The sequence below is a fragment of the Mesorhizobium sp. CA7 genome, from assembly GCF_020165015.1.
GTDB lineage: Bacteria > Pseudomonadota > Alphaproteobacteria > Rhizobiales > Rhizobiaceae > Mesorhizobium.
In genome coordinates this window covers 348,068-364,697 of the sequence record NZ_JAIUHH010000001.1, presented here as the reverse complement: position 1 = coordinate 364,697, position 16,630 = coordinate 348,068, and the positions used below count along the sequence as shown (strand labels likewise).

General features: G+C 63.0%; 18 protein-coding genes and 2 tRNA genes. 7 read left to right on the top strand and 13 right to left on the bottom strand.

What is annotated here, in order from left to right:
• Nucleotides 1-38: 38 nt before the first annotated feature.
• Together hxlB and LB552_RS01745 are read left to right on the top strand one after the other, a co-directional pair.
• Nucleotides 39-605 (top strand): 6-phospho-3-hexuloisomerase, encoded by a 567-nt coding sequence (gene hxlB, locus LB552_RS01750; RefSeq protein WP_224601475.1) that lies wholly within the window; start codon nucleotides 39-41, stop codon nucleotides 603-605.
• A gap of 4 nt (nucleotides 606-609) precedes the next feature.
• The gene (locus LB552_RS01745; RefSeq protein WP_224601473.1) at nucleotides 610-1,353 is read left to right on the top strand and encodes a creatininase family protein; all 744 of its coding nucleotides are present in this window, start codon (nucleotides 610-612) and stop codon (nucleotides 1,351-1,353) included.
• Nucleotides 1,354-1,518: 165 nt separating this feature from the next.
• Here the strand turns inward: LB552_RS01745 and LB552_RS01740 are convergent, their stop codons facing one another.
• The 3 genes from LB552_RS01740 to LB552_RS01730 form a co-directional block, all read right to left on the bottom strand.
• Nucleotides 1,519-2,436, bottom strand: coding sequence for a carbohydrate ABC transporter permease (locus LB552_RS01740; RefSeq protein ID WP_224601471.1), 918 nt, complete (start codon nucleotides 2,434-2,436; stop codon nucleotides 1,519-1,521).
• 8 nt (nucleotides 2,437-2,444) lie between these two features.
• On the bottom strand, nucleotides 2,445-3,560 hold the full coding sequence (locus LB552_RS01735; RefSeq protein ID WP_224525522.1) for a carbohydrate ABC transporter permease: 1,116 nt from the start codon (nucleotides 3,558-3,560) through the stop codon (nucleotides 2,445-2,447).
• 192 nt (nucleotides 3,561-3,752) lie between these two features.
• A complete protein-coding gene (locus LB552_RS01730; RefSeq protein WP_095765158.1) occupies nucleotides 3,753-5,417 on the bottom strand; it encodes an ABC transporter substrate-binding protein in 1,665 nt (554 codons plus the stop codon).
• Between the two features lie 279 nt (nucleotides 5,418-5,696).
• Here LB552_RS01730 and LB552_RS01725 point away from each other — a divergent pair, with 279 nt between their 5' ends.
• The 4 genes from LB552_RS01725 (at nucleotide 5,697) to LB552_RS01710 (ending at nucleotide 8,393) form a co-directional block, all read left to right on the top strand.
• Complete coding sequence (locus LB552_RS01725; RefSeq protein ID WP_140840238.1) at nucleotides 5,697-6,755, top strand: ABC transporter ATP-binding protein; 1,059 nt, start codon at nucleotides 5,697-5,699, stop codon at nucleotides 6,753-6,755.
• A gap of 27 nt (nucleotides 6,756-6,782) precedes the next feature.
• On the top strand, nucleotides 6,783-7,235 hold the full coding sequence (locus LB552_RS01720; protein WP_224601469.1) for an RbsD/FucU family protein: 453 nt from the start codon (nucleotides 6,783-6,785) through the stop codon (nucleotides 7,233-7,235).
• Between the two features lie 4 nt (nucleotides 7,236-7,239).
• On the top strand, nucleotides 7,240-8,184 hold the full coding sequence (gene rbsK / locus LB552_RS01715) for a ribokinase (protein ID WP_224601468.1): 945 nt from the start codon (nucleotides 7,240-7,242) through the stop codon (nucleotides 8,182-8,184).
• 110 nt (nucleotides 8,185-8,294) lie between these two features.
• Nucleotides 8,295-8,393 (top strand): putative RiPP precursor, encoded by a 99-nt coding sequence (locus LB552_RS01710; protein ID WP_208648418.1) that lies wholly within the window; start codon nucleotides 8,295-8,297, stop codon nucleotides 8,391-8,393.
• 10 nt (nucleotides 8,394-8,403) lie between these two features.
• Here the strand turns inward: LB552_RS01710 and LB552_RS01705 are convergent, their stop codons facing one another.
• The 3 genes from LB552_RS01705 to LB552_RS01695 all read right to left on the bottom strand — a co-directional run bounded on the left by LB552_RS01705 (nucleotide 8,404) and on the right by LB552_RS01695 (nucleotide 10,190).
• Nucleotides 8,404-8,607, bottom strand: coding sequence for a hypothetical protein (locus LB552_RS01705; protein ID WP_042644456.1), 204 nt, complete (start codon nucleotides 8,605-8,607; stop codon nucleotides 8,404-8,406).
• A gap of 253 nt (nucleotides 8,608-8,860) precedes the next feature.
• Nucleotides 8,861-9,766 (bottom strand): ankyrin repeat domain-containing protein, encoded by a 906-nt coding sequence (locus LB552_RS01700; protein WP_224601465.1) that lies wholly within the window; start codon nucleotides 9,764-9,766, stop codon nucleotides 8,861-8,863.
• A gap of 347 nt (nucleotides 9,767-10,113) precedes the next feature.
• A tRNA-Asp gene (locus LB552_RS01695) sits at nucleotides 10,114-10,190 on the bottom strand.
• A gap of 219 nt (nucleotides 10,191-10,409) precedes the next feature.
• On the opposite strand from LB552_RS01695, the gene LB552_RS01690 reads away from it, so the two are divergent.
• A tRNA-Val gene (locus LB552_RS01690) sits at nucleotides 10,410-10,485 on the top strand.
• Between the two features lie 82 nt (nucleotides 10,486-10,567).
• Here the strand turns inward: LB552_RS01690 and LB552_RS01685 are convergent.
• The 7 genes from LB552_RS01685 to LB552_RS01655 all read right to left on the bottom strand — a co-directional run bounded on the left by LB552_RS01685 (nucleotide 10,568) and on the right by LB552_RS01655 (nucleotide 16,492).
• The gene (locus tag LB552_RS01685) at nucleotides 10,568-11,110 is read right to left on the bottom strand and encodes a hypothetical protein (protein WP_095765589.1); all 543 of its coding nucleotides are present in this window, start codon (nucleotides 11,108-11,110) and stop codon (nucleotides 10,568-10,570) included.
• A 129-nt stretch (nucleotides 11,111-11,239) separates the two neighbouring features.
• On the bottom strand, nucleotides 11,240-11,995 hold the full coding sequence (locus LB552_RS01680) for an ABC transporter permease (protein ID WP_140840231.1): 756 nt from the start codon (nucleotides 11,993-11,995) through the stop codon (nucleotides 11,240-11,242).
• Entirely contained in the window at nucleotides 11,992-12,768 is a 777-nt protein-coding gene (locus LB552_RS01675) for an ABC transporter ATP-binding protein (RefSeq protein WP_224601463.1), read from the bottom strand. Before LB552_RS01675 ends, LB552_RS01680 begins: the two co-directional genes overlap by 4 nt.
• Entirely contained in the window at nucleotides 12,768-13,820 is a 1,053-nt protein-coding gene (locus LB552_RS01670) for an ABC transporter substrate-binding protein (RefSeq protein ID WP_224601461.1), read from the bottom strand. Before LB552_RS01670 ends, LB552_RS01675 begins: the two co-directional genes overlap by 1 nt.
• Before the next feature lie 67 nt (nucleotides 13,821-13,887).
• Nucleotides 13,888-14,322 (bottom strand): VOC family protein, encoded by a 435-nt coding sequence (locus LB552_RS01665; protein WP_224601459.1) that lies wholly within the window; start codon nucleotides 14,320-14,322, stop codon nucleotides 13,888-13,890.
• A gap of 2 nt (nucleotides 14,323-14,324) precedes the next feature.
• Nucleotides 14,325-15,059: a FadR/GntR family transcriptional regulator gene (locus LB552_RS01660; RefSeq protein WP_224525550.1), complete on the bottom strand. Its 735-nt coding sequence runs from the start codon at nucleotides 15,057-15,059 to the stop codon at nucleotides 14,325-14,327.
• Nucleotides 15,056-16,492, bottom strand: a complete 1,437-nt coding sequence (locus tag LB552_RS01655; protein WP_224601457.1) for an FAD-binding oxidoreductase — start codon at nucleotides 16,490-16,492, stop codon at nucleotides 15,056-15,058. The genes LB552_RS01660 and LB552_RS01655 overlap by 4 nt, the downstream gene beginning before the upstream one ends.
• Nucleotides 16,493-16,630 lie beyond the last annotated feature (138 nt).

Genomic DNA, 16,630 nt, shown 5'->3' with positions numbered 1-16,630 from the left:
AGAGGCAAGCGACGCCCCGGCAGGCAAGGTGAGCCGTCATGACCAAAGCCGCATCAGGGATGTTCGCGACCGCGCTGGACGAGCTTGGCGCGGTGCTGGCGCGCACGGACGAAGCTCGCATCGACGCCGCCTGCGAAATGCTTGCCGGCGCCGGCAGGATCGCTGTCTATGGCTGCGGCCGCGAGGCGCTGCAGGTCAAGGGCTTCGCCATGCGGCTCTACCATCTCGGCCTGCCGGTCTCGGTTGTCGGCGACATGACCACGCCGCCGTTGGGGCAAGGGGATGTGTTCCTGGCGAGCTCAGGTCCCGGCGAGACCACCACGGTGCTGACCTTGATGCGGGTTGCCCGCGAGGCCGGCGCGAAGGTGCTGCTCTTGACGGCAGAACCGGCAAGCAGCGCCGCCAAGCTCGCCGACTTCACGCTCGTCATCCCGGCGCAGACGATGGCCAGCGACCAGGGCGAGGCAAGAAGCTCGGTGCTGCCGATGGGCTCGCTGTTCGAAGGCGCGCTGTTTCTTCTGTTCGAAATCATGGTGCTGAAGCTCCAGGCGCTGACCAATGCGACGCCGGAAGCGATGCGCGCCAGGCACACCAACATGGAGTAAGGAGATGCGCTACGAACTGATGCTGCCGCACCAGATCCGCAAGGCGATCGAGGAGAACTGGCCGGTGGTGCTGCCGCTCGGCGTGCTCGAATATCACGGCGAGCACATGGCGGTCGGCATGGACACGCTGGCCGTCATCAAGACGGTGGAGCTGATCGAGAAGGAAAGGGACATCGTCATCCTGCCGCCCTTCTATTACGGCGCGGCAAGCTATGCGGTGGCGGCGCCGGAAGGCAGCGGCTCGGTGCAGGTCGGCGGCCCGGCGCTTTCGCCTTTCGCGGAGGAATTGTTCTATGGGCTGCTGCGCGTCGGCTTCCGCAACATTCACGCCATCATTCATCACCAGACCGAGAATTTCGCGGCCGGCATGCCGACCGATCTCGCCTTCAAGACCGCCGGCCGGCAGGCAATCTTCCGCTTCCTCGAAAAGGAGCGCGGCGAGGGCTGGTGGGGCTCGAACGCGATGGCCGATTACTATGCCGGCCATGCGCAGGGCGAGAATGTCTTCAACTGGGTCCAGGTGCATCCGCTGATGCCGGCCGCGATGAACGGCAAATATCCGTTCGACCATGCCGGCATCGGCGAAACCTCGCTGATGCTGGCGCTATGCCCGGAGGCGGTGGACGAGAAGCATTTGGCCGACAACACCGGCTGGTACACGAAAAGTGCCGCGGAAGCCTCGGCGGGTCTCGGCAAGATCGGGGTCGCGATGATCCTCGACCATTTGCGGTCGATTCTGGTGCGATAGGCATGATTCTTCCTTCTCCCCTTGTGGGAGAAGGTGGATCGGCGCGCAGCGCCGAGACGGATGAGGGGTGTTCCAGCGGAGTAAGATGTCGGCTTTCCCTGGAACACCCCTCATCCGGCCGCTTCGCGGCCACCTTCCCCCACAAGGGGGGAAGGAGAAGTCATCCTACTTCACCGAGCCGGCCGTCATGCCCATGATCAGATAGCGCTCGAGCGCGATGCCGATGATGGCCAGCGGCGTGATTGCGGCGGTGGCCAAGGCCGCCATCGACCACCAGTTGATGCCTTGCGAGCCGGTCTGGCTCGCCACCATAACTGGGATGGTCTTGGCATCGGTCGATGTCAGAAGGGCGGCGAAGAAATACTCGTTCCAGCACAGCACCATCGCCAGGATGAAGGCGGCGACCATGCCGGGCAACGCGATCGGCATGACGATGCGGAAAAAGGCGCCCCAGATCGACAGCCCGTCGACAAGGGCTGCCTCCTCCAATTCAACGGGTATCGAGTTGAACTGGTCGCGCATGATCCAGATGACGATCGGCAGCACCATCAGCGTGTAGAGGAGCACGAGCCCGATGCGCGTATCAAGGAGGGCCACTTCGCGGTAGAGCACCAGGAAGGGGAGCGCCAGAACGACCGGCGGCAGGATCAACTGCGACAGGAAGAAGAAGGAGATGTCCTCGTTCTTGAACCAGGCGAACTTGTACCGGTAGCGGACAAGGCCATAGGCGGCGAGGCTGCCGATGATGATGGCGAGGCTCGATGCGCCGACCGAGGTGATGACCGAGTTCATGAAGCGTTTGAGGAATTCGTCGCGCACGGTCGAGGTCTGGGAGATCGAGTCCGGCGACAGGCCGAGCGAGCGCCAGCCCTTCCAGTCAGGCGTGAAGTCGACGAAGGGAATGAGATGGCCTTGGGTGACGTCGACCGCCGATTTGAACGAGGTGGTGATCGTCCAATAGATCGGGAACAGGCAGACGAAAGCCCAGAAGATAAGCGCGCCATAGATGAAGACGCGGCTGGCGATGAAGGCCGCCGGCGAGCGGATTTCGGAAACGGTGTAGTCGGTGGTCTGGACGCTCATGATGCCGCTCAGTTGACGTTGCGCACGAAGCGACTGGCAAATTTCAGCAGCCAGGTCACGAACACGACGATGATGACCAGATAGGCCATGGCCAGCATGGTGCCGTAGCCGACATTTGAGCGGTCGCGGTATTCGCGATAGATAAAGCTCGACACGGAATCGGTGGCGCCGCCAGGGCCGCCGGAGGTCAGGGTGATGATGATGTCGGCAAGCTTCAGCTTGAAGATGATGCGCAGGATCACGGCTGTCACCGATACCGGCAGCATCAGCGGAAAGGTCACCTGCCAGAATGTCTGCCATGCGGTCGCGCCATCGACGCGGGCGGCTTCCAGCACCTCGCGCGACATCGCCTGCAGGCCGGCCAGCAGCATGATCATCATGAACGGGATGAAGGTCCAGGCGTCGAGCATCATGATCGAGATGCGGGCAGTGATCGGATCGGAGAAGAAGGCGGGATTGTCCCAGCCAAGATGACGCGCCAGCGTCGCCGCAGGGCCGAACCGGTACTCCATCAGCGACTTGCCGACCATCCAGGATACCGCGACCGGCGACAGCATCAGCGGCAGCAGGAAGACGACGCGGAAGAATTTGCGGGCCCGAATCTGCGCATTGAGCAGCAGCGCCAGGCCGAAGGCGATGATATATTCGACCAGCACCGCAAGCACATAGAGCACCATGTTCAACAGCGCGTTGCGGTAATAGGGGTCGGCCAGCATCTGCCAGAAATTGTCGAGGCCGTTAAACCTGCGTCCGCTGAAGGAGCTGAGATTCCAGTCGGTCAGCGCGATGTAGAAGCCGAACAGCGTCGGGAAGATCACCATGGCGATGGTGAAGAGCAGGGCCGGCAAAAGGAACAGCGCGCGCTGCCCGTCCTCGCCGCGCGTCAGCACCTGCCAGGCGCCAAGCGCTGCGCCCCACAAGATGTAGGCGTAGACCACAGGGCGCCATGTGTCGAAACCGACCGTGGACATCTCGGTCTTGTAGAGGATCTGCACGACGATGATCGCCAGCAGGCCAAGGGTTGCAATGGCCAGCAGGCCCCAGCCGAGGCGCTTGCGGCCTGCCGGGATCAGGTCGGCCGGATGTGCCGGCCACGCATTCACGGTCGAAGTCTGCTCAGCCACGCCTCTCGCCTTCTAGAGCGGTCACCGTTTCACGGAAATGGCGAACCGCTCCATCTCTTTGTTTTTACGCAATTCCGGACGGAAAACCGCTCACACTTTTCCAGGAATTGTAAACGTATCAAACCGGCCGAGCCGGTAAAAATGCGGCCCGGTGACGATGTGCCACCGGGCCGCGACGTCTCATAAGCCAGCCTACATGCCGAGCGAGGCTTTGTAGAGCTTGATCTGGTTCTCGCGGCCGATCTGGTCGGTCAGCTTTTCCCAGGCCGCGGCGATGGCGTCGGCGCCTTCCTGCGCCTTCATCTTGCCGGCAAAGGTGTTGGCCAGGATGTCCTCGGCGGCGGAGTAGTACTGGAAGATGCCGGGGATGCGCGGCTCGATCGCAGCGTTCGGATGGTTGTAGGAATCGCCTTCCGATTTCAGGTAGGAGGTGATGAAGGCCTCGTCATAGCCGGCGGCCACCCATTCGGGAACGTTGAAATGGGAGTTGCGGTAGGGCTGGAAGCCCGACGGATACATCGCCGTCCAGATCGACAGGTCCTTGCCGCCGAGATGGGCGGCGGCCGACCACGCGGCCTTCTTCTTCTTCTCGTCGGAATCGACGCGGGCCATGACATAGACGCCCCAGCCGAGATAGGCGCAGTTCGGCGCATAGTTCGGCCCGCTGGCGAGCTTTTCCCACTTGCCGGTCTTGGAATTGTAGACGTCGTCGGAGCCGGGCAGGATCGAGAAGCCGGTGACATCGCCGATGACCGACGAGTCGTTGGTCTTCACATTCGAGCCGACGTCGCCCCACCAGGGGATCATCGAGCCGGTGCCGGCCAGGAACTGCTGGAAGGCAGTGGTGTTCGGATCGGCATTGATCTGGTCGGCGGGTTCGGACGGCAGGGCGTCGATCACGTCCTGGATGGCGCGCACCCAGGCCGGGTTGTTGATGCGTGGCTTCATCGTGTCGGCGTCGAACAGCCAGGCCTTGTCATCGGGGTGCTTGGCGTAAGCTGTGGCGCGGCTGCCGAGGAAATAGAAGCCGAAGCCGCCCCAGGGCTTGGGCGCGTCCAGATAGCCATAGATGTCCTGGCCCTTGAACTGCTTGCCCTTGAGGAACTTGGTGACGGCCTGCACTTCCTGCCAGGTCTTCGGCACGCCCCATTCGGTCGTGGCGCCGCTTTCCTTCCAGGCTTTGGCGAGATCGGCATCCGCGAACACGTCGGTGCGGTAGTTGAAATTGTGCGCGTCGCCGTCGATCGTCACGCGATACTGCTTGCCGTCCCAGGTGCCGACCGGCGGCTTCAGGTAGTTGACGAGGTCGTCGAAATCGATCTGCTTCTTGACCCAATCGGGCATCTCGGAGGTAAGGCCCTTGCCGCAGACATCGCCTTCGAAAGGCGCGCCCATCTCGATGATGTCGAAATCGACGGTCTTGGTTGCGATAGACTGCTGCAGACGGGCGTTGTAGTCGGCCTGAGCAAGGTCGATCCAGCTGATCTTGGCGCCCGTATAGGCCTCCCACGGCTTCAGGAAGCCGCGGAACAGCACGTTGTGGAGGTTCTGGTTGTTGAGGCCCATGAAGGTGAGCTCGACACCGGCAAACTCGCCTTCCTTGACATTGGCCTTGGTCGCTTCGAGGCAGAGCTCGCCGACCTTCTGGAAGTCGGCATCCGTCGGCTGGCCTTTGCCGACGCCCGGGATCTGCAGGATTTTCGCGCGCAGACTGTCGTCGGCGGCCGCGGGCTTCGTCAGTGCTCCGAGCCCGGCGCCGGAGGCGGCGGCGATTGCGGCCATGCTGGCCGCACCCTTCAGCACATCGCGGCGGCTGGCGCCGGCGCGCATCAGTTTTTCGTACAGATCGACTCTCATCTACAGGTTCCTCCCAGAACAACAATGCTTGAATTGAAGTGCCAATCTCTCAGACGTCGAAACGCCTCTCGGTTCTCCTCGATCATACCGGACGTGGGACCCCACCCTGCGTCGCCGGATCTCCGATTTCAGGATAACAGGCCTGCTCTCGGATTGGCACTCGCCACTATTCGCGTAATCGATTACCTTGTCAACAAGATTGGCTTTTTATCTATAAGATACCGACTTGCCGTTGCCGTTCGCAATGGCTAGCTTCACCGCAAACGATAAGGGGAGACGATGGCTCAAGTCGCGATCAGCAGTGTGGCCAAGGCGTTCGGAACCGTCAAGGTCCTGCATGAGGTCAGTGTCGACATCGCCGACGGACAGTTCGTCGTGCTGGTCGGTCCGTCGGGGTGCGGCAAGTCCACGCTGCTCAGGATGGTGGCCGGGCTGGAGACCGTTTCCGGCGGCACGATCTCGATCGGCGACCGCGTCGTCAACAACCTGCCGCCGGCGAAGCGCGACATCGCTATGGTGTTTCAGAACTATGCGCTCTATCCGCACAAGACGGTGGAGCAGAACATGGCCTTTGCGCTGAAGCTGCGCGGCACCGATCCGGCCGTCGTCGCCGAACGGGTCAAGCGCGCCGCCGACATCCTCGACCTTGCGCCTTATCTCAAGCGCTATCCGCGCCAGCTTTCGGGCGGCCAGCGCCAGCGCGTCGCCATGGGCCGCGCCATCGTGCGCAACCCGCAGGTGTTCCTGTTCGACGAGCCGCTTTCCAACCTCGACGCCAAGCTGCGCGTGCAGATGCGCACCGAGATCAAGGAGCTGCACCAGCGGCTGAAGACCACAACCATCTACGTCACCCACGACCAGATCGAGGCCATGACCATGGCCGACAAGATCGTGGTGATGCGCGACGGCCGCATCGAGCAGGTCGGCGCGCCGCTGGAGCTGTTCGACCGGCCGGCCAATCTGTTCGTCGCCGGCTTCATCGGCTCGCCGGCGATGAACCTGCTCAAGGGCACCGTTAAAAAGGGCGGGAAGCCCGTGGTCGACATTGCAGGCTCGGCGTTTCCGATGCCGACCAATATCGCCGCGGCGGACGGCCAGGCCGTCATTTATGGCGTGCGCCCCGAGCACCTGGAAATCCATCCCGACGGCGTAGCATCCACGATTTCGGTGGTCGAACCGACAGGCTCGGAGACGCTGGTGTTCGTACGGTTCGGCGAGGGCGAGATGGTGGCGCTATTCCGCGAGCGACACGACTTCAAGCCCGGTGACACGCTCAAGCTCAAGCCGCGTCTCGACCAGGTCCACCTCTTCGACGCCGCAACCGGCAAGCGTCTCTAACCGCACACAACCCTTCAAGAGGAAACCATGCTCAAAGGGATCAACCCGCTGCTCAATGCCGATGTGCTCCAGGCGCTGCGGGCGATGGGCCATGGCGACGACCTGATCATCGCCGACACCAATTTCCCGTCCGATTCCGTGGCCAGGCAGACGGTGCTCGGCAAGCTGTTGCGTATCGACGCGACGGCGGCGGAGGTGGTGAAGGCGGTGCTGTCGCTCTATCCGCTGGATACTTTCGTCGACGATGCGGCAGCGCGCATGGAGATCGTCGGCAAACCAAACGAAATCCCGCCGGTGCAGAGGGAGGTGCAGAAGGAGATCGACGCGGCCGAGGGCAAGCCCTGGCCGATGATCTCGATCGAGCGCTACGCCTTCTACGAGCGTTCCAAGAAAGCCTATTGCGTGATCCAGACCGGCGAGCGCCGCTTCTATGGCTGCTTTGCCTTCCGCAAGGGCGTCGTGCCGCCGAATGCGGAGTAAGGACATGGCCACAGGCAAGCCCGTCGTCGTGAAGCCTGTTGTGATCCTGGGCGTGTTCGTCGCCGACACCGCCTATCGCGCCGACCGCCAGCCGCGCCTGGGCGAAACGATCCTCGGCAATTCCTTCAAGCTCGGCCCGGGCGGCAAGGGCTCGAACCAGGCCGTGGCGGCAGGCAAGCTCGGCGCCGACATCACCTTCCTGACCAGGCTCGGAGTCGATGCCTTTGCCGACATGGCGAAGCAGACCTGGAAGGACGCAGGTGTGAAAAGCGCCGTCATCGACACGCCGGACAGCTATACGGGCGCGGCCTACATCTTTGTCGAGGAAGGCAGCGGCAACAACGCCATCATCGTCAGCCCGGGCGCGGCGATGCTGATCTCGCCCGCCGACATCGAGGCGCATGCCGACCTGATCCGGTCCGCCGGCGTCTTCGTTACCCAGCTTGAACAGCCGATCGGCGCAGCATTGAAGGCGCTCGAGATCGCGCGCGGGGCAGGGGTGACGACCATCCTCAACCCCGCCCCCGCCGCCAGCCTGCCCGACCGCGTCTACGCGCTCTGCGACTATGTCACACCCAACGAGACGGAGGCCGAAGGGCTGACCGGCATCAAGGTTTCGTCGATCGACGACGCCCGCCGCGCCGCCGACGCGCTGCTGGCCAAGGGTGTCGGCGCAGTCATCGTGACGCTCGGCGAGAAGGGCGCTTTGCTCCACACCAAGACCCGTTCGGAGTATGTCGACGCGGTCAATGCCGGCCCGGTGATCGAGACGACGGGGGCGGGTGACGCGTTCAACGGCGGTCTCGCGGCCGCCCTGGCAAAAGGCGTCGAGCCGCTGGAGGCCGTGCGCTTTGCCTGCGCGGTCGCCGGCATCTCGGTGACCCGCCCCGGCACCGCGCCGTCGATGCCGACATCGCAGGAGGTCGAGGCGCTGCTCGCCAGGGCCTGAGACCTCCCGCCTTCCATTTTTTGCGGCTTTTTTAGCGGCCCCTTATCGCGGAACGCAACTGAGGCGAGCGCGTTCATCGTCCTGTCGGCGCGCCGATTTGGAACGGTAGGATGAAAAAGCCTTACGAAAAGCCCACGCTGGTAAAGCGCCAGAAGCTCACCGAACGGACGGCCCAGATCGTCGCCTCAGGGGTTGTGCTGGGCGAATGATTCGAGAGGGCTAAAGAATCCTGCTGGTCAGCTCCAGCATCGTCGTTGCGCCTTGCTCGCTGCCGGGCATATGCACGACACGAAGCACACGAAGGTCCCTGCTCGACCCTTCGACCGGTATCGACACGCTTTCGCCAACCCGCGGCAATTCCTGGAAGGCGAGCTCGTCGACATCCCTTTCATCGTCGATGGAAATCCGACATCTCACAGCCATCTTATCTCTCCGGTGTTTTCGCCCGTTGGCTGAACGGGACAAGATTGGAATGGTTCCGGGATCAAGGATCTCAGACGGCAAACCTGCTGCGGCATTCGCGCGGAGGCCCCTTCAACGCTTTGAATTGACGCCTGAAATTTGCCAACGTTGGATACCGACCAGCTCTGCGACCACGACAATCGGCCGGTCTTCTTCAGCCAGAAGCGCGCGGGCCTCCCCGAAGCGCAGTCGCGCCGCATATTCGCAGGAGCAATCAATTCTCGGGAAGCGGCAACGGCCTGTCGCTCAAGGTCCGTAGGTAAGCGATCAGGTTTGCTCGCTGGTTCTCGTCTCGCAGGCCCGGGAAAATCATGTCTGTTCCAGGCAAAGCGAAAGCCGGGTTTGAGATAAAGGAATTGAGATCTTCAAAGGTCCATGTGCCGCCAGCTTCCCTTAGAGCCGACGAATACTGGACGTCGCTTTGTGCTGCTTTCGGTCTCCCTACCACGCCCCAGAGATTGACGCGTTTGGGAATCTTGAGATCCGGCGCTGAAAGATGACAGACACCGCATGTTTCGGCAAAAATTCCTTTGCCCGATTCGGCGTTTGCCGATGCAAGTCGCGCCGAAATAGGCGCGATGGCCGGTTGTCCCGCGCCGTGAGCGCGCAAGTAAGCCACGACGTCTTCGTGACCGCTAAGCTTGGCCAAATGTATGGGTGGGTTTCCATTCGACGTCAGCGCATTGACGTCTGCTCCAGCATCCACAAGATGGATCACGCAATGAAGACAGCCTTTCTCGGCAGCCACGTGCAGCGGGGTTTGCGATTTCGCCACCTGATTTGGATCGGCGCCGTTATCGAGCAGCAGCTTCACGACGTCAGAATAGCCACCCTTGTTGGCCGCGTAGAGTGGCGTTCTTTGCCAGCTGACGGGCATGTTAACGTCCGCCCCACGATCTATCAGAAGTTTTGCTATTTCCACATTCCCGCCCTCGCAGGCGATATAGAGCGCCGTAACACCGTCAACTTCGTTGACAGCAGCGCCTTTATCCAAGGCAGAAGCCACCCCCGAGAGATCGCCATGTTTGACAAGATCGTCCAGGCTGCTTGCCTGGGCGGGCAGGCTTAAAAGCCAAAGAACCCACAAAGCCGCTATCACCCACTTGCTTGGCCTGACCATCGTGTCCTCCCTGTGTTGTGGGCCCTCCATCTGCGAGCAGATCAATCGGTAGTTCCAGCGTTGGCCCGCGTGCAATCACGCCTCGGGTCGACATCACTGCCGGGAAAGCGCGGAACGTTGGCTCGCATTACGGCACCTGCGAAAATAAATTTTAGCAGATGCTGATATAAAGACCAAGGAGAGACGGCGAAGCACTCTCATTCGGCTGCCGTTCGCGCGGCCGACCAGTCACGTCGCGCCGGCCGCAAGGCGCTGGCCGAAGAACGCAACGAATACAAAAAGTTGAAACTCTCCGGAAAATGAAAGTTGAAATTTTTGGATCGCAGGGCGCAAGCCCCTGAAAAGACTGGCGCGAGTGACGGGGCTCGAACCCGCGACCTCCGGCGTGACAGGCCGGCACTCTAACCGACTGAGCTACACCCGCGCACTTGACGAGCACGTGTCAGGCGTGTTCGTCGTTGGGGCGGTGGATAAGGGGTTCGCCTGCGGGTGTCAAGCGCGGCATTCAAGCATTACAGCAATCAGGAGAAGGTTTTTTGACAGCGGCGCCGAGGCTGGGGAAATCCGCGCCCCGACGGGTGCGCCGTCTGTTCATTTAGCCTTGCGAATGCGGCCCTAACTGCTTAAAGGTCCGCGCTCAAGCGGGCGATTAGCTCAGTTGGTAGAGCGCTTCGTTTACACCGAAGATGTCGGCGGTTCGAGCCCGTCATCGCCCACCAGCCTGCCGGCCAAGCTGAAGCAGAATGCGGCGACGGCCCTTGCTGGGGCCGCCACCTTATTGCGCGCCGGGTTCAGGCACGGCTACTGCCTGACGTAGCAGCGCTTGTGAGCGCCAGGAGCGGGGTCATCGCCAAAGGCGTCGTTGCCGCATCTGACGCCGTTCCTGAAAACATCCTGCGTGTACTGGCCGCGTGCGCCGTATCTGACCATCGCGCGGCCGCTGAAATCGCAGAACTCACCCTCCCTGGCGCAGGCGACCCATTCGCCACGGTAGGGGCGTGAGCCGTAATCGTCGTCCCCGTAGTCGTCGTCATCGCCATAGCCGCCGCCACCGCGCGCCACGAAATAACAGGCCTTTTCGCGGCCGGGGGCGGGGTCGCCAAACAGGCGGTTCGAGCAGGGCACAGCCCGACGGTCGAAAAACCGTGCGGTGGTTCGGCCTCGGGCGCCGTAGATCACTTGGGTGGGGTAGGGCAAGCGGCATATGCCGCCCTCATTCGCGCATCGCCGCAGTTGCTGCGCCGAGGCGGAGGCGGGAAAAAGGGCGGACGCCACGGCGACCAGCCCGGCCAGACATATGAAGGCCAGCATCGTTCGGATCGAGACGTGAAAAGCTTTTGACACGAATTGTCTCCCGGTTTGGTTGCACGCCGGCATCCTACCGCAGGCCGAATAAATGCGCGATGAATGCCTGCTCGGGAGGATGTTCCTATCTCGATGCGTGAGCACACGGCGCGTGGGCCGCCGTCTTGCTCAATATTTGATGATTCGCCGCTCGATCAGGACGACGAGGCAAAACAACGCGATTGACAGCGACGACGACAGCACGATCGCCGCATAAAGTCGATCGGACTGATAGTTGAAGGTCGCCTGGATGATCAGCGCGCCGAGCCCTTTGTCCGAGCCGATCCACTCGCCGACGATGGCGCCGATCACGGCGGTGGCCGACGCGATCCTCAGCGAAGAGAACAGCATCGGCAGGGCACGGGGCAGACGCAGGCTCCAGAAAATCTCCGAGTGTGTCGCCGACAGCACGCGGAACAGCTCGTGCTCGTTGTCGCTCGCCGAATCGAGGCCGCGGATCATGTTCACCAGTGTCGGGAAGAAGCAGATTACCGCGGCAATCACGATCTTCGGCGTCATGCCGAGTCCGAAGATCAGGATGATGATCGGCGACAGCGCCAGGATCGGAATGGTGTTGAAGAAGAGCACGATCGGGAAATAGGCGGCTTGCAGGACGCGGCTGTGGACGAAGAGCACGGCGAGCAGCACGGCGGCGAAATTGCCGATGACGAAGCCGGCCAGCGCCTCGATCAGCGTCGGCCTCAGATTGTCGATGAGGAGCGCAAAATTCTTTTGGAACACGCCGAAGATCGCTGTCGGCGTCGGCACGATATAGGCCGGCACGCCGAGCAACGGCAAAAGATATTGCCAGGCAAGCAGGATCGAAGCCGCGCCCAGGATGGGAAGCGCGACCGTCATTTGCGGGGAGAGCGGCGCCTGTCTCACGATGCGCGCTCCAGCGCGACGCGCAGGTCGGCCATGGCGGCGACGATCGCCGGATCCTCGCGCTTGCAGCGGTTGCCCTCCTGCTTGAAGGGCCGCATGTCGAGGTCCTTGACCACGCGCCCAGGATTGGCGGCCAGCACGATGACGCGCTCGCCGAGATAGGCGGCTTCGGCGATCGAATGCGTGACAAAAAGAATAGTCGTGCCGCTGCGCCGCCAAAGCGCCAGCAGTTCGTCGTTCAACCGGTCGCGCGTGATCTCGTCGAGCGCGCCGAAGGGTTCGTCCATCAAAAGCAACTTGGGCTCACCGAGCAAGGCACGCGCGATCGCCACGCGTTGGCGCTGGCCGCCGGAGAGCTGATGCGGCAGGCGCTCACTGAGGCCGCCGAGCCCCATCAATTCCAGCAGTTCCGTGCTGCGATCCTCGATCTTGCGCGTCAGGCTGCCCTGACCGACGCCGAGCGGCAGGCGCACATTGTCGCGCACCGTGCGCCAGGCAAGGAGGGTCGAATCCTGGAACACGAAGCCGACATCGCGGCGCGAGCGCACCGTATGCGGCGTTTCGCCCAGCACGCTGATCGAGCCGCCAAGCGGGTCGAGCAGGTCGGCCACCACTCTGAGCAAGGTCGACTTGCCGCAGCCGGACGGCCCCAGGATCGACAGGAAGGAACCGGCCGCGACGGTGAGGTCGAGGCCGGCGAGCACTTTGACGGCTGTCTTCCGGCCGCCGCCATAGCCGACATCCAGCTGTCGCGCTTCGATCGCGTCCGGCATCACGCGGCGGGCGCGTCGAGCTTGGGCCGGTCGGCGGCCGAGAGTTCGAGTATCTTGGTGGTGTAGACATCGGCGGTCGCCGGGCGGCCGTTCGGATACTGGCCAACCTTGTCGAGCAGCGCCAATTGCCCCTCGATCGAGGCCGGGTCGAACGTACCCCAGCCATCCTTGGCGGTTGCGCCGTCGAAGGAGAGTTTCAGCACCAGATTGACGGTCTTTTCCTCCCAGCCGAGATCCATTTCGGGATAAGCGGCGACCATCTTCTTGACCGCCTCCTGCGGGTTGGCGTGGACCCAGCCCCAGCCTTTGCCGACGGCGCCGATGAACTTCGCCAGCGTCTCAGGATCCTTTTCGATTGCCGCGTCGGTCGCGAAATAGACATCGGCGTAGGAGCTCAGCCCGAGGTCACGCGTCAAGAGGTCGATGCGGTCGTCGCCGACGACGCTGAGCGCCTGCGTGTTGGTAATCCAGCCGCCGATCGCGTCGACATCGCCGCGAACCAGCGGCGCCTTGTCGAAGCCGACATTGACGATGGTCACCTCCGACGGATCGATGCCGTTCTTGGCCAGGATCTCGTCGATGACGAAGCGCGCCGTCGGCTGGATGCCGATCTTCTTGCCCTTGAGATCGGCCACGCCGCGGATCGGTTTTGCGGGCTTGGACGTCAATGCATAAGGACCGGTGCGGAAGCCGCAGGCGATGATCCTGATCGGCACGCCGCTGGCGCGGGCCGAATAGAGCTGCGGCGTTTCCGAGAACTGGCCAAGCTGCGCGGCGCCCGAGATCACCGGCGGCACGGTCGACGCATTCGGACCGCCGGGGCTGAACTCGACCTCGAGCCCGGCGTCCTTGAAGTAGCCATTGGCGACGGCCGCGATATCGCCGATCTGGCCGTTGGACATCAGCCAGTCATACTGGATGACGACCTTGCCGGCGGCCTTGGCGCCGGGCGTCAGCACCAGCTGCATGCCGGCAGATACGGCCGCCACGGCAGCCATGCCGCCTTTCACGAAAGCGCGGCGATTCAATTCGAAGTTCCTGTTCCCACTCATTTTTCGCTCCTGTTGCAGACTTTTCTCGTCTCTTCTCCAGGCGCCGTTCCCTTCGGTTCGGCGTCGTCTACGGCTGTTCGTCGTGGTAGTCGCCAGGGCCGCCGTCGAGCCAGGCGTAAAGCTCCCAAAGCGTGTCGTCCGGGTCCGTGAAATAGGCGCAGCGCGCGTTCCAGACGTAGTTTTCGGGCGGGCCGTAGAAGGGCACGCCCTTGGCGCTAAGTTCGCCATACAGCCGGTCGATATCGGCCGGCGTGTCGAGCTGCACGGCGACGCAGACCTTGTGCGCGTGGCGCGGCGATCTCAGGTTGGACACGCCGGTATGCCGGTTGATGTGGTCGAGCTCCCAAGCGGCGAGCGTCACGCCCTCGCCATGGAAATCGGCGAAGCCTTCAGCGCGGCGGCGCAGGCGGAAGCCGAGCTTTTCAACGTAGAAGTCGACCGTCCTTTCGATGTTTTCGACCAGCAGGCAGACATCGGAGATGCGGGTGACGCTCGTCGGCATGGCTATTTCGCTCCATTGGCTTTCGAGAGCGGCAGCTTGACGCCGACGCGGTTGGCGGCGCCAACGATATGCGCCCGCATCGCCGCTTCCGCCGCCGCCGGATCGCCCGCCACCAGAGCCTCAAAGATACGCACATGCTCGCCGACATTGATCTCGACGAGATCGTGCAGCGGATTGGTCATGCGCGCGTAGTGGATCGAGTGGCGGATCTGCTCGCAGACGAACGAGATGAAGGTATGGATGTAGCTGTTGCCGGTGGCGCGCGCGATCTCGCGGTGGAAGAGCAGATCGGCGTCGATGCTGCCTTCTTCCCAACGCTCCTCGCCGCCCATGCGGTCGAGCGCAGCCTTGATCGAATCGAGATGGCCCTGATTGCGCCGCGCCGCGGCAAGCGCTGCCGATTCGGCCTCGAGGATGCAGCGCAGCTCGAACAGCCGCTCCATGTTGTGCGTGTCCTTGAGCGCCTCGCGGTCGATGCGGATCGCCGCCCGCTGCTCGGGCGCCAGCACGAAAGCGCCGATGCCTTGCCGCGCCTCGATCATACCGTCGGCCCTGAGCTGGGCGATCGCCTCACGCACCACGTTGCGGCTGACGCCGAATTTTTCGGACAGTTCCTGCTCGGTCGGCAGGCGCGCGCCGGGGTTCAATTCGCCGGACTCGATCTCGCGGCTGAGGAAGGCCGCGACCCGATGCGGCAATGTCTCGACGGTGCCGATGGCGGCCAGTCTCTGCTTCATGGAAAAGTCTCCGTCGCGGGCAACAGACAGCCGGGATTCATCACGCCCTTGGGGTCGAGGGCATTCTTCAGCGCCGCGACCATGCGGCGATGCGTCGGCGATAGTCCGGCCCAGAACTCCTTGCGGCGGCTGCGGCCGATGCCGTGCTCCGCGCTGATCGAGCCGCCGAGGCCGGCGGCGATTTCATAGAGCCCGGCGATGACCTCGGCACCACGCGCACGAGCCTCGTGCTCGGCAAGTTCGGCCGGCGGCAGCACGTTGAAATGGATGTTGCCGTCGCCGGCGTGGCCGTAGGCGAGGGGAAGCCAGCCGGGATGATCGTTTGCGACGAAGCGGCGGGCCTGCTTGATTAGGGCCGGGATATCGGAAATCTTCACCGACAGGTCGGTGCGCACATGATAGCCGCGCTTGGCCTGGCCTTCGACCAGGCCTTCGCGGATGGCCCAAAATCTCCTGGCCTGCGCGGTGCTCGCGGCGAGAACCGCGTCGGTTACCAGGCCGCTCTCCACCGCATCGCCGAGGAACCCGGCCAACAGGCCGTTGAGATCGATGGCGGCGCTGGACGACAATTCGATCAGCACCTGGACGGGTGCCGGGACCGGCGCTCTCGTCGTGGGGTCGACCAGCCGGGCAAGCTCGATGCATTCGGCGCCGATGATCTCGAAAGCGGAGATCAGGTCCGAACAGTCGCGGCGTGCCCGGTTGAAGAGCGTGACGGCCTCTTCGAACGAGGCCAGGCCGAGATAGGCGGTCTCTGTCTTGGCCGGCTTCGGAAACAGCTTGACCTCGACACCGGTGATGATGCCCAGCGTGCCTTCCGAGCCGATGAAAAGCTGCTTCAAATCATAGCCGCTGTTGTTCTTGCGCAGACCGGAGAAGCCGTTCCACAGCTCGCCATCCGCCAGCACCACTTCGAGGCCCAGGATCAGGTCGCGCGCCATGCCGTAGCGCAGCACGTTGACGCCGCCGGCGTTGGTGGCCGCATTGCCGCCGATCTGGCAGCTGCCTTGCGCACCGAGCGCGAGCGGGAAAAGGCAATCCCGCGCCTCGCAGGCGTCCTTGATCGTCTGCAGCACGCAGCCTGCATCAGCACGCAGCGTGAAATTATCCGCATCGATCTGCCGGATGGCGTTCAGCCGCTCCAGGCTTAAGACAACCAGGCCGCCGCCTTTGCTGTCGATCGCGCCTGACACCAGGCCGGTGTTGCCGCCCTGTGGAACGACGCCGAGTCCGAGCTCATTGCACAGGCGCATCAGCGCCTGCACCTCGGCTACCGAACCAGGTCGCAGCACGGCAAGAGCGTCACCCTGATAGTCACCCGCCCAGTCGCCCAGATATTTCGCCATTCCAGCCGGCTCGACGGCAATGCCGTTTCGGCCGACGGCACCTTCCATGGCGCTGAGGATTTCCGGCGAGAGGCGATGAACGGTCATGAAGGTTCATGTCTGGATATCGGGTGATACATATCATCCTACAACTTGCTTCGAGTCAATCGCTCCCCGTTCGGCTAGGCCCTGCCCATACATCGTCCTGGCCGATTGTCGCCGGTCAAAACCACCGCAATGGTGGAC

What these genes read in the sequence shown, in the direction of transcription:
- LB552_RS01660 (WP_224525550.1), bottom strand. Translation starts at nt 15,059, where the DNA reads ATGAAGCAGAGACTGGCCGCCATCGGCACCGTCGAGACATTGCCGCAT.
- LB552_RS01665 (WP_224601459.1), bottom strand. Translation starts at nt 14,322, where the DNA reads ATGCCGACGAGCGTCACCCGCATCTCCGATGTCTGCCTGCTGGTCGAA.
- rbsK (WP_224601468.1), top strand. Translation starts at nt 7,240, where the DNA reads ATGGCCACAGGCAAGCCCGTCGTCGTGAAGCCTGTTGTGATCCTGGGC.
- LB552_RS01670 (WP_224601461.1), bottom strand. Translation starts at nt 13,820, where the DNA reads ATGAGTGGGAACAGGAACTTCGAATTGAATCGCCGCGCTTTCGTGAAA.
- LB552_RS01730 (WP_095765158.1), bottom strand. Translation starts at nt 5,417, where the DNA reads ATGAGAGTCGATCTGTACGAAAAACTGATGCGCGCCGGCGCCAGCCGC.
- LB552_RS01705 (WP_042644456.1), bottom strand. Translation starts at nt 8,607, where the DNA reads ATGGCTGTGAGATGTCGGATTTCCATCGACGATGAAAGGGATGTCGAC.
- LB552_RS01725 (WP_140840238.1), top strand. Translation starts at nt 5,697, where the DNA reads ATGGCTCAAGTCGCGATCAGCAGTGTGGCCAAGGCGTTCGGAACCGTC.
- LB552_RS01720 (WP_224601469.1), top strand. Translation starts at nt 6,783, where the DNA reads ATGCTCAAAGGGATCAACCCGCTGCTCAATGCCGATGTGCTCCAGGCG.
- LB552_RS01710 (WP_208648418.1), top strand. Translation starts at nt 8,295, where the DNA reads ATGAAAAAGCCTTACGAAAAGCCCACGCTGGTAAAGCGCCAGAAGCTC.
- LB552_RS01740 (WP_224601471.1), bottom strand. Translation starts at nt 2,436, where the DNA reads ATGAGCGTCCAGACCACCGACTACACCGTTTCCGAAATCCGCTCGCCG.
- LB552_RS01700 (WP_224601465.1), bottom strand. Translation starts at nt 9,766, where the DNA reads ATGGTCAGGCCAAGCAAGTGGGTGATAGCGGCTTTGTGGGTTCTTTGG.
- LB552_RS01655 (WP_224601457.1), bottom strand. Translation starts at nt 16,492, where the DNA reads ATGACCGTTCATCGCCTCTCGCCGGAAATCCTCAGCGCCATGGAAGGT.
- LB552_RS01745 (WP_224601473.1), top strand. Translation starts at nt 610, where the DNA reads ATGCGCTACGAACTGATGCTGCCGCACCAGATCCGCAAGGCGATCGAG.
- LB552_RS01675 (WP_224601463.1), bottom strand. Translation starts at nt 12,768, where the DNA reads ATGCCGGACGCGATCGAAGCGCGACAGCTGGATGTCGGCTATGGCGGC.
- hxlB (WP_224601475.1), top strand. Translation starts at nt 39, where the DNA reads ATGACCAAAGCCGCATCAGGGATGTTCGCGACCGCGCTGGACGAGCTT.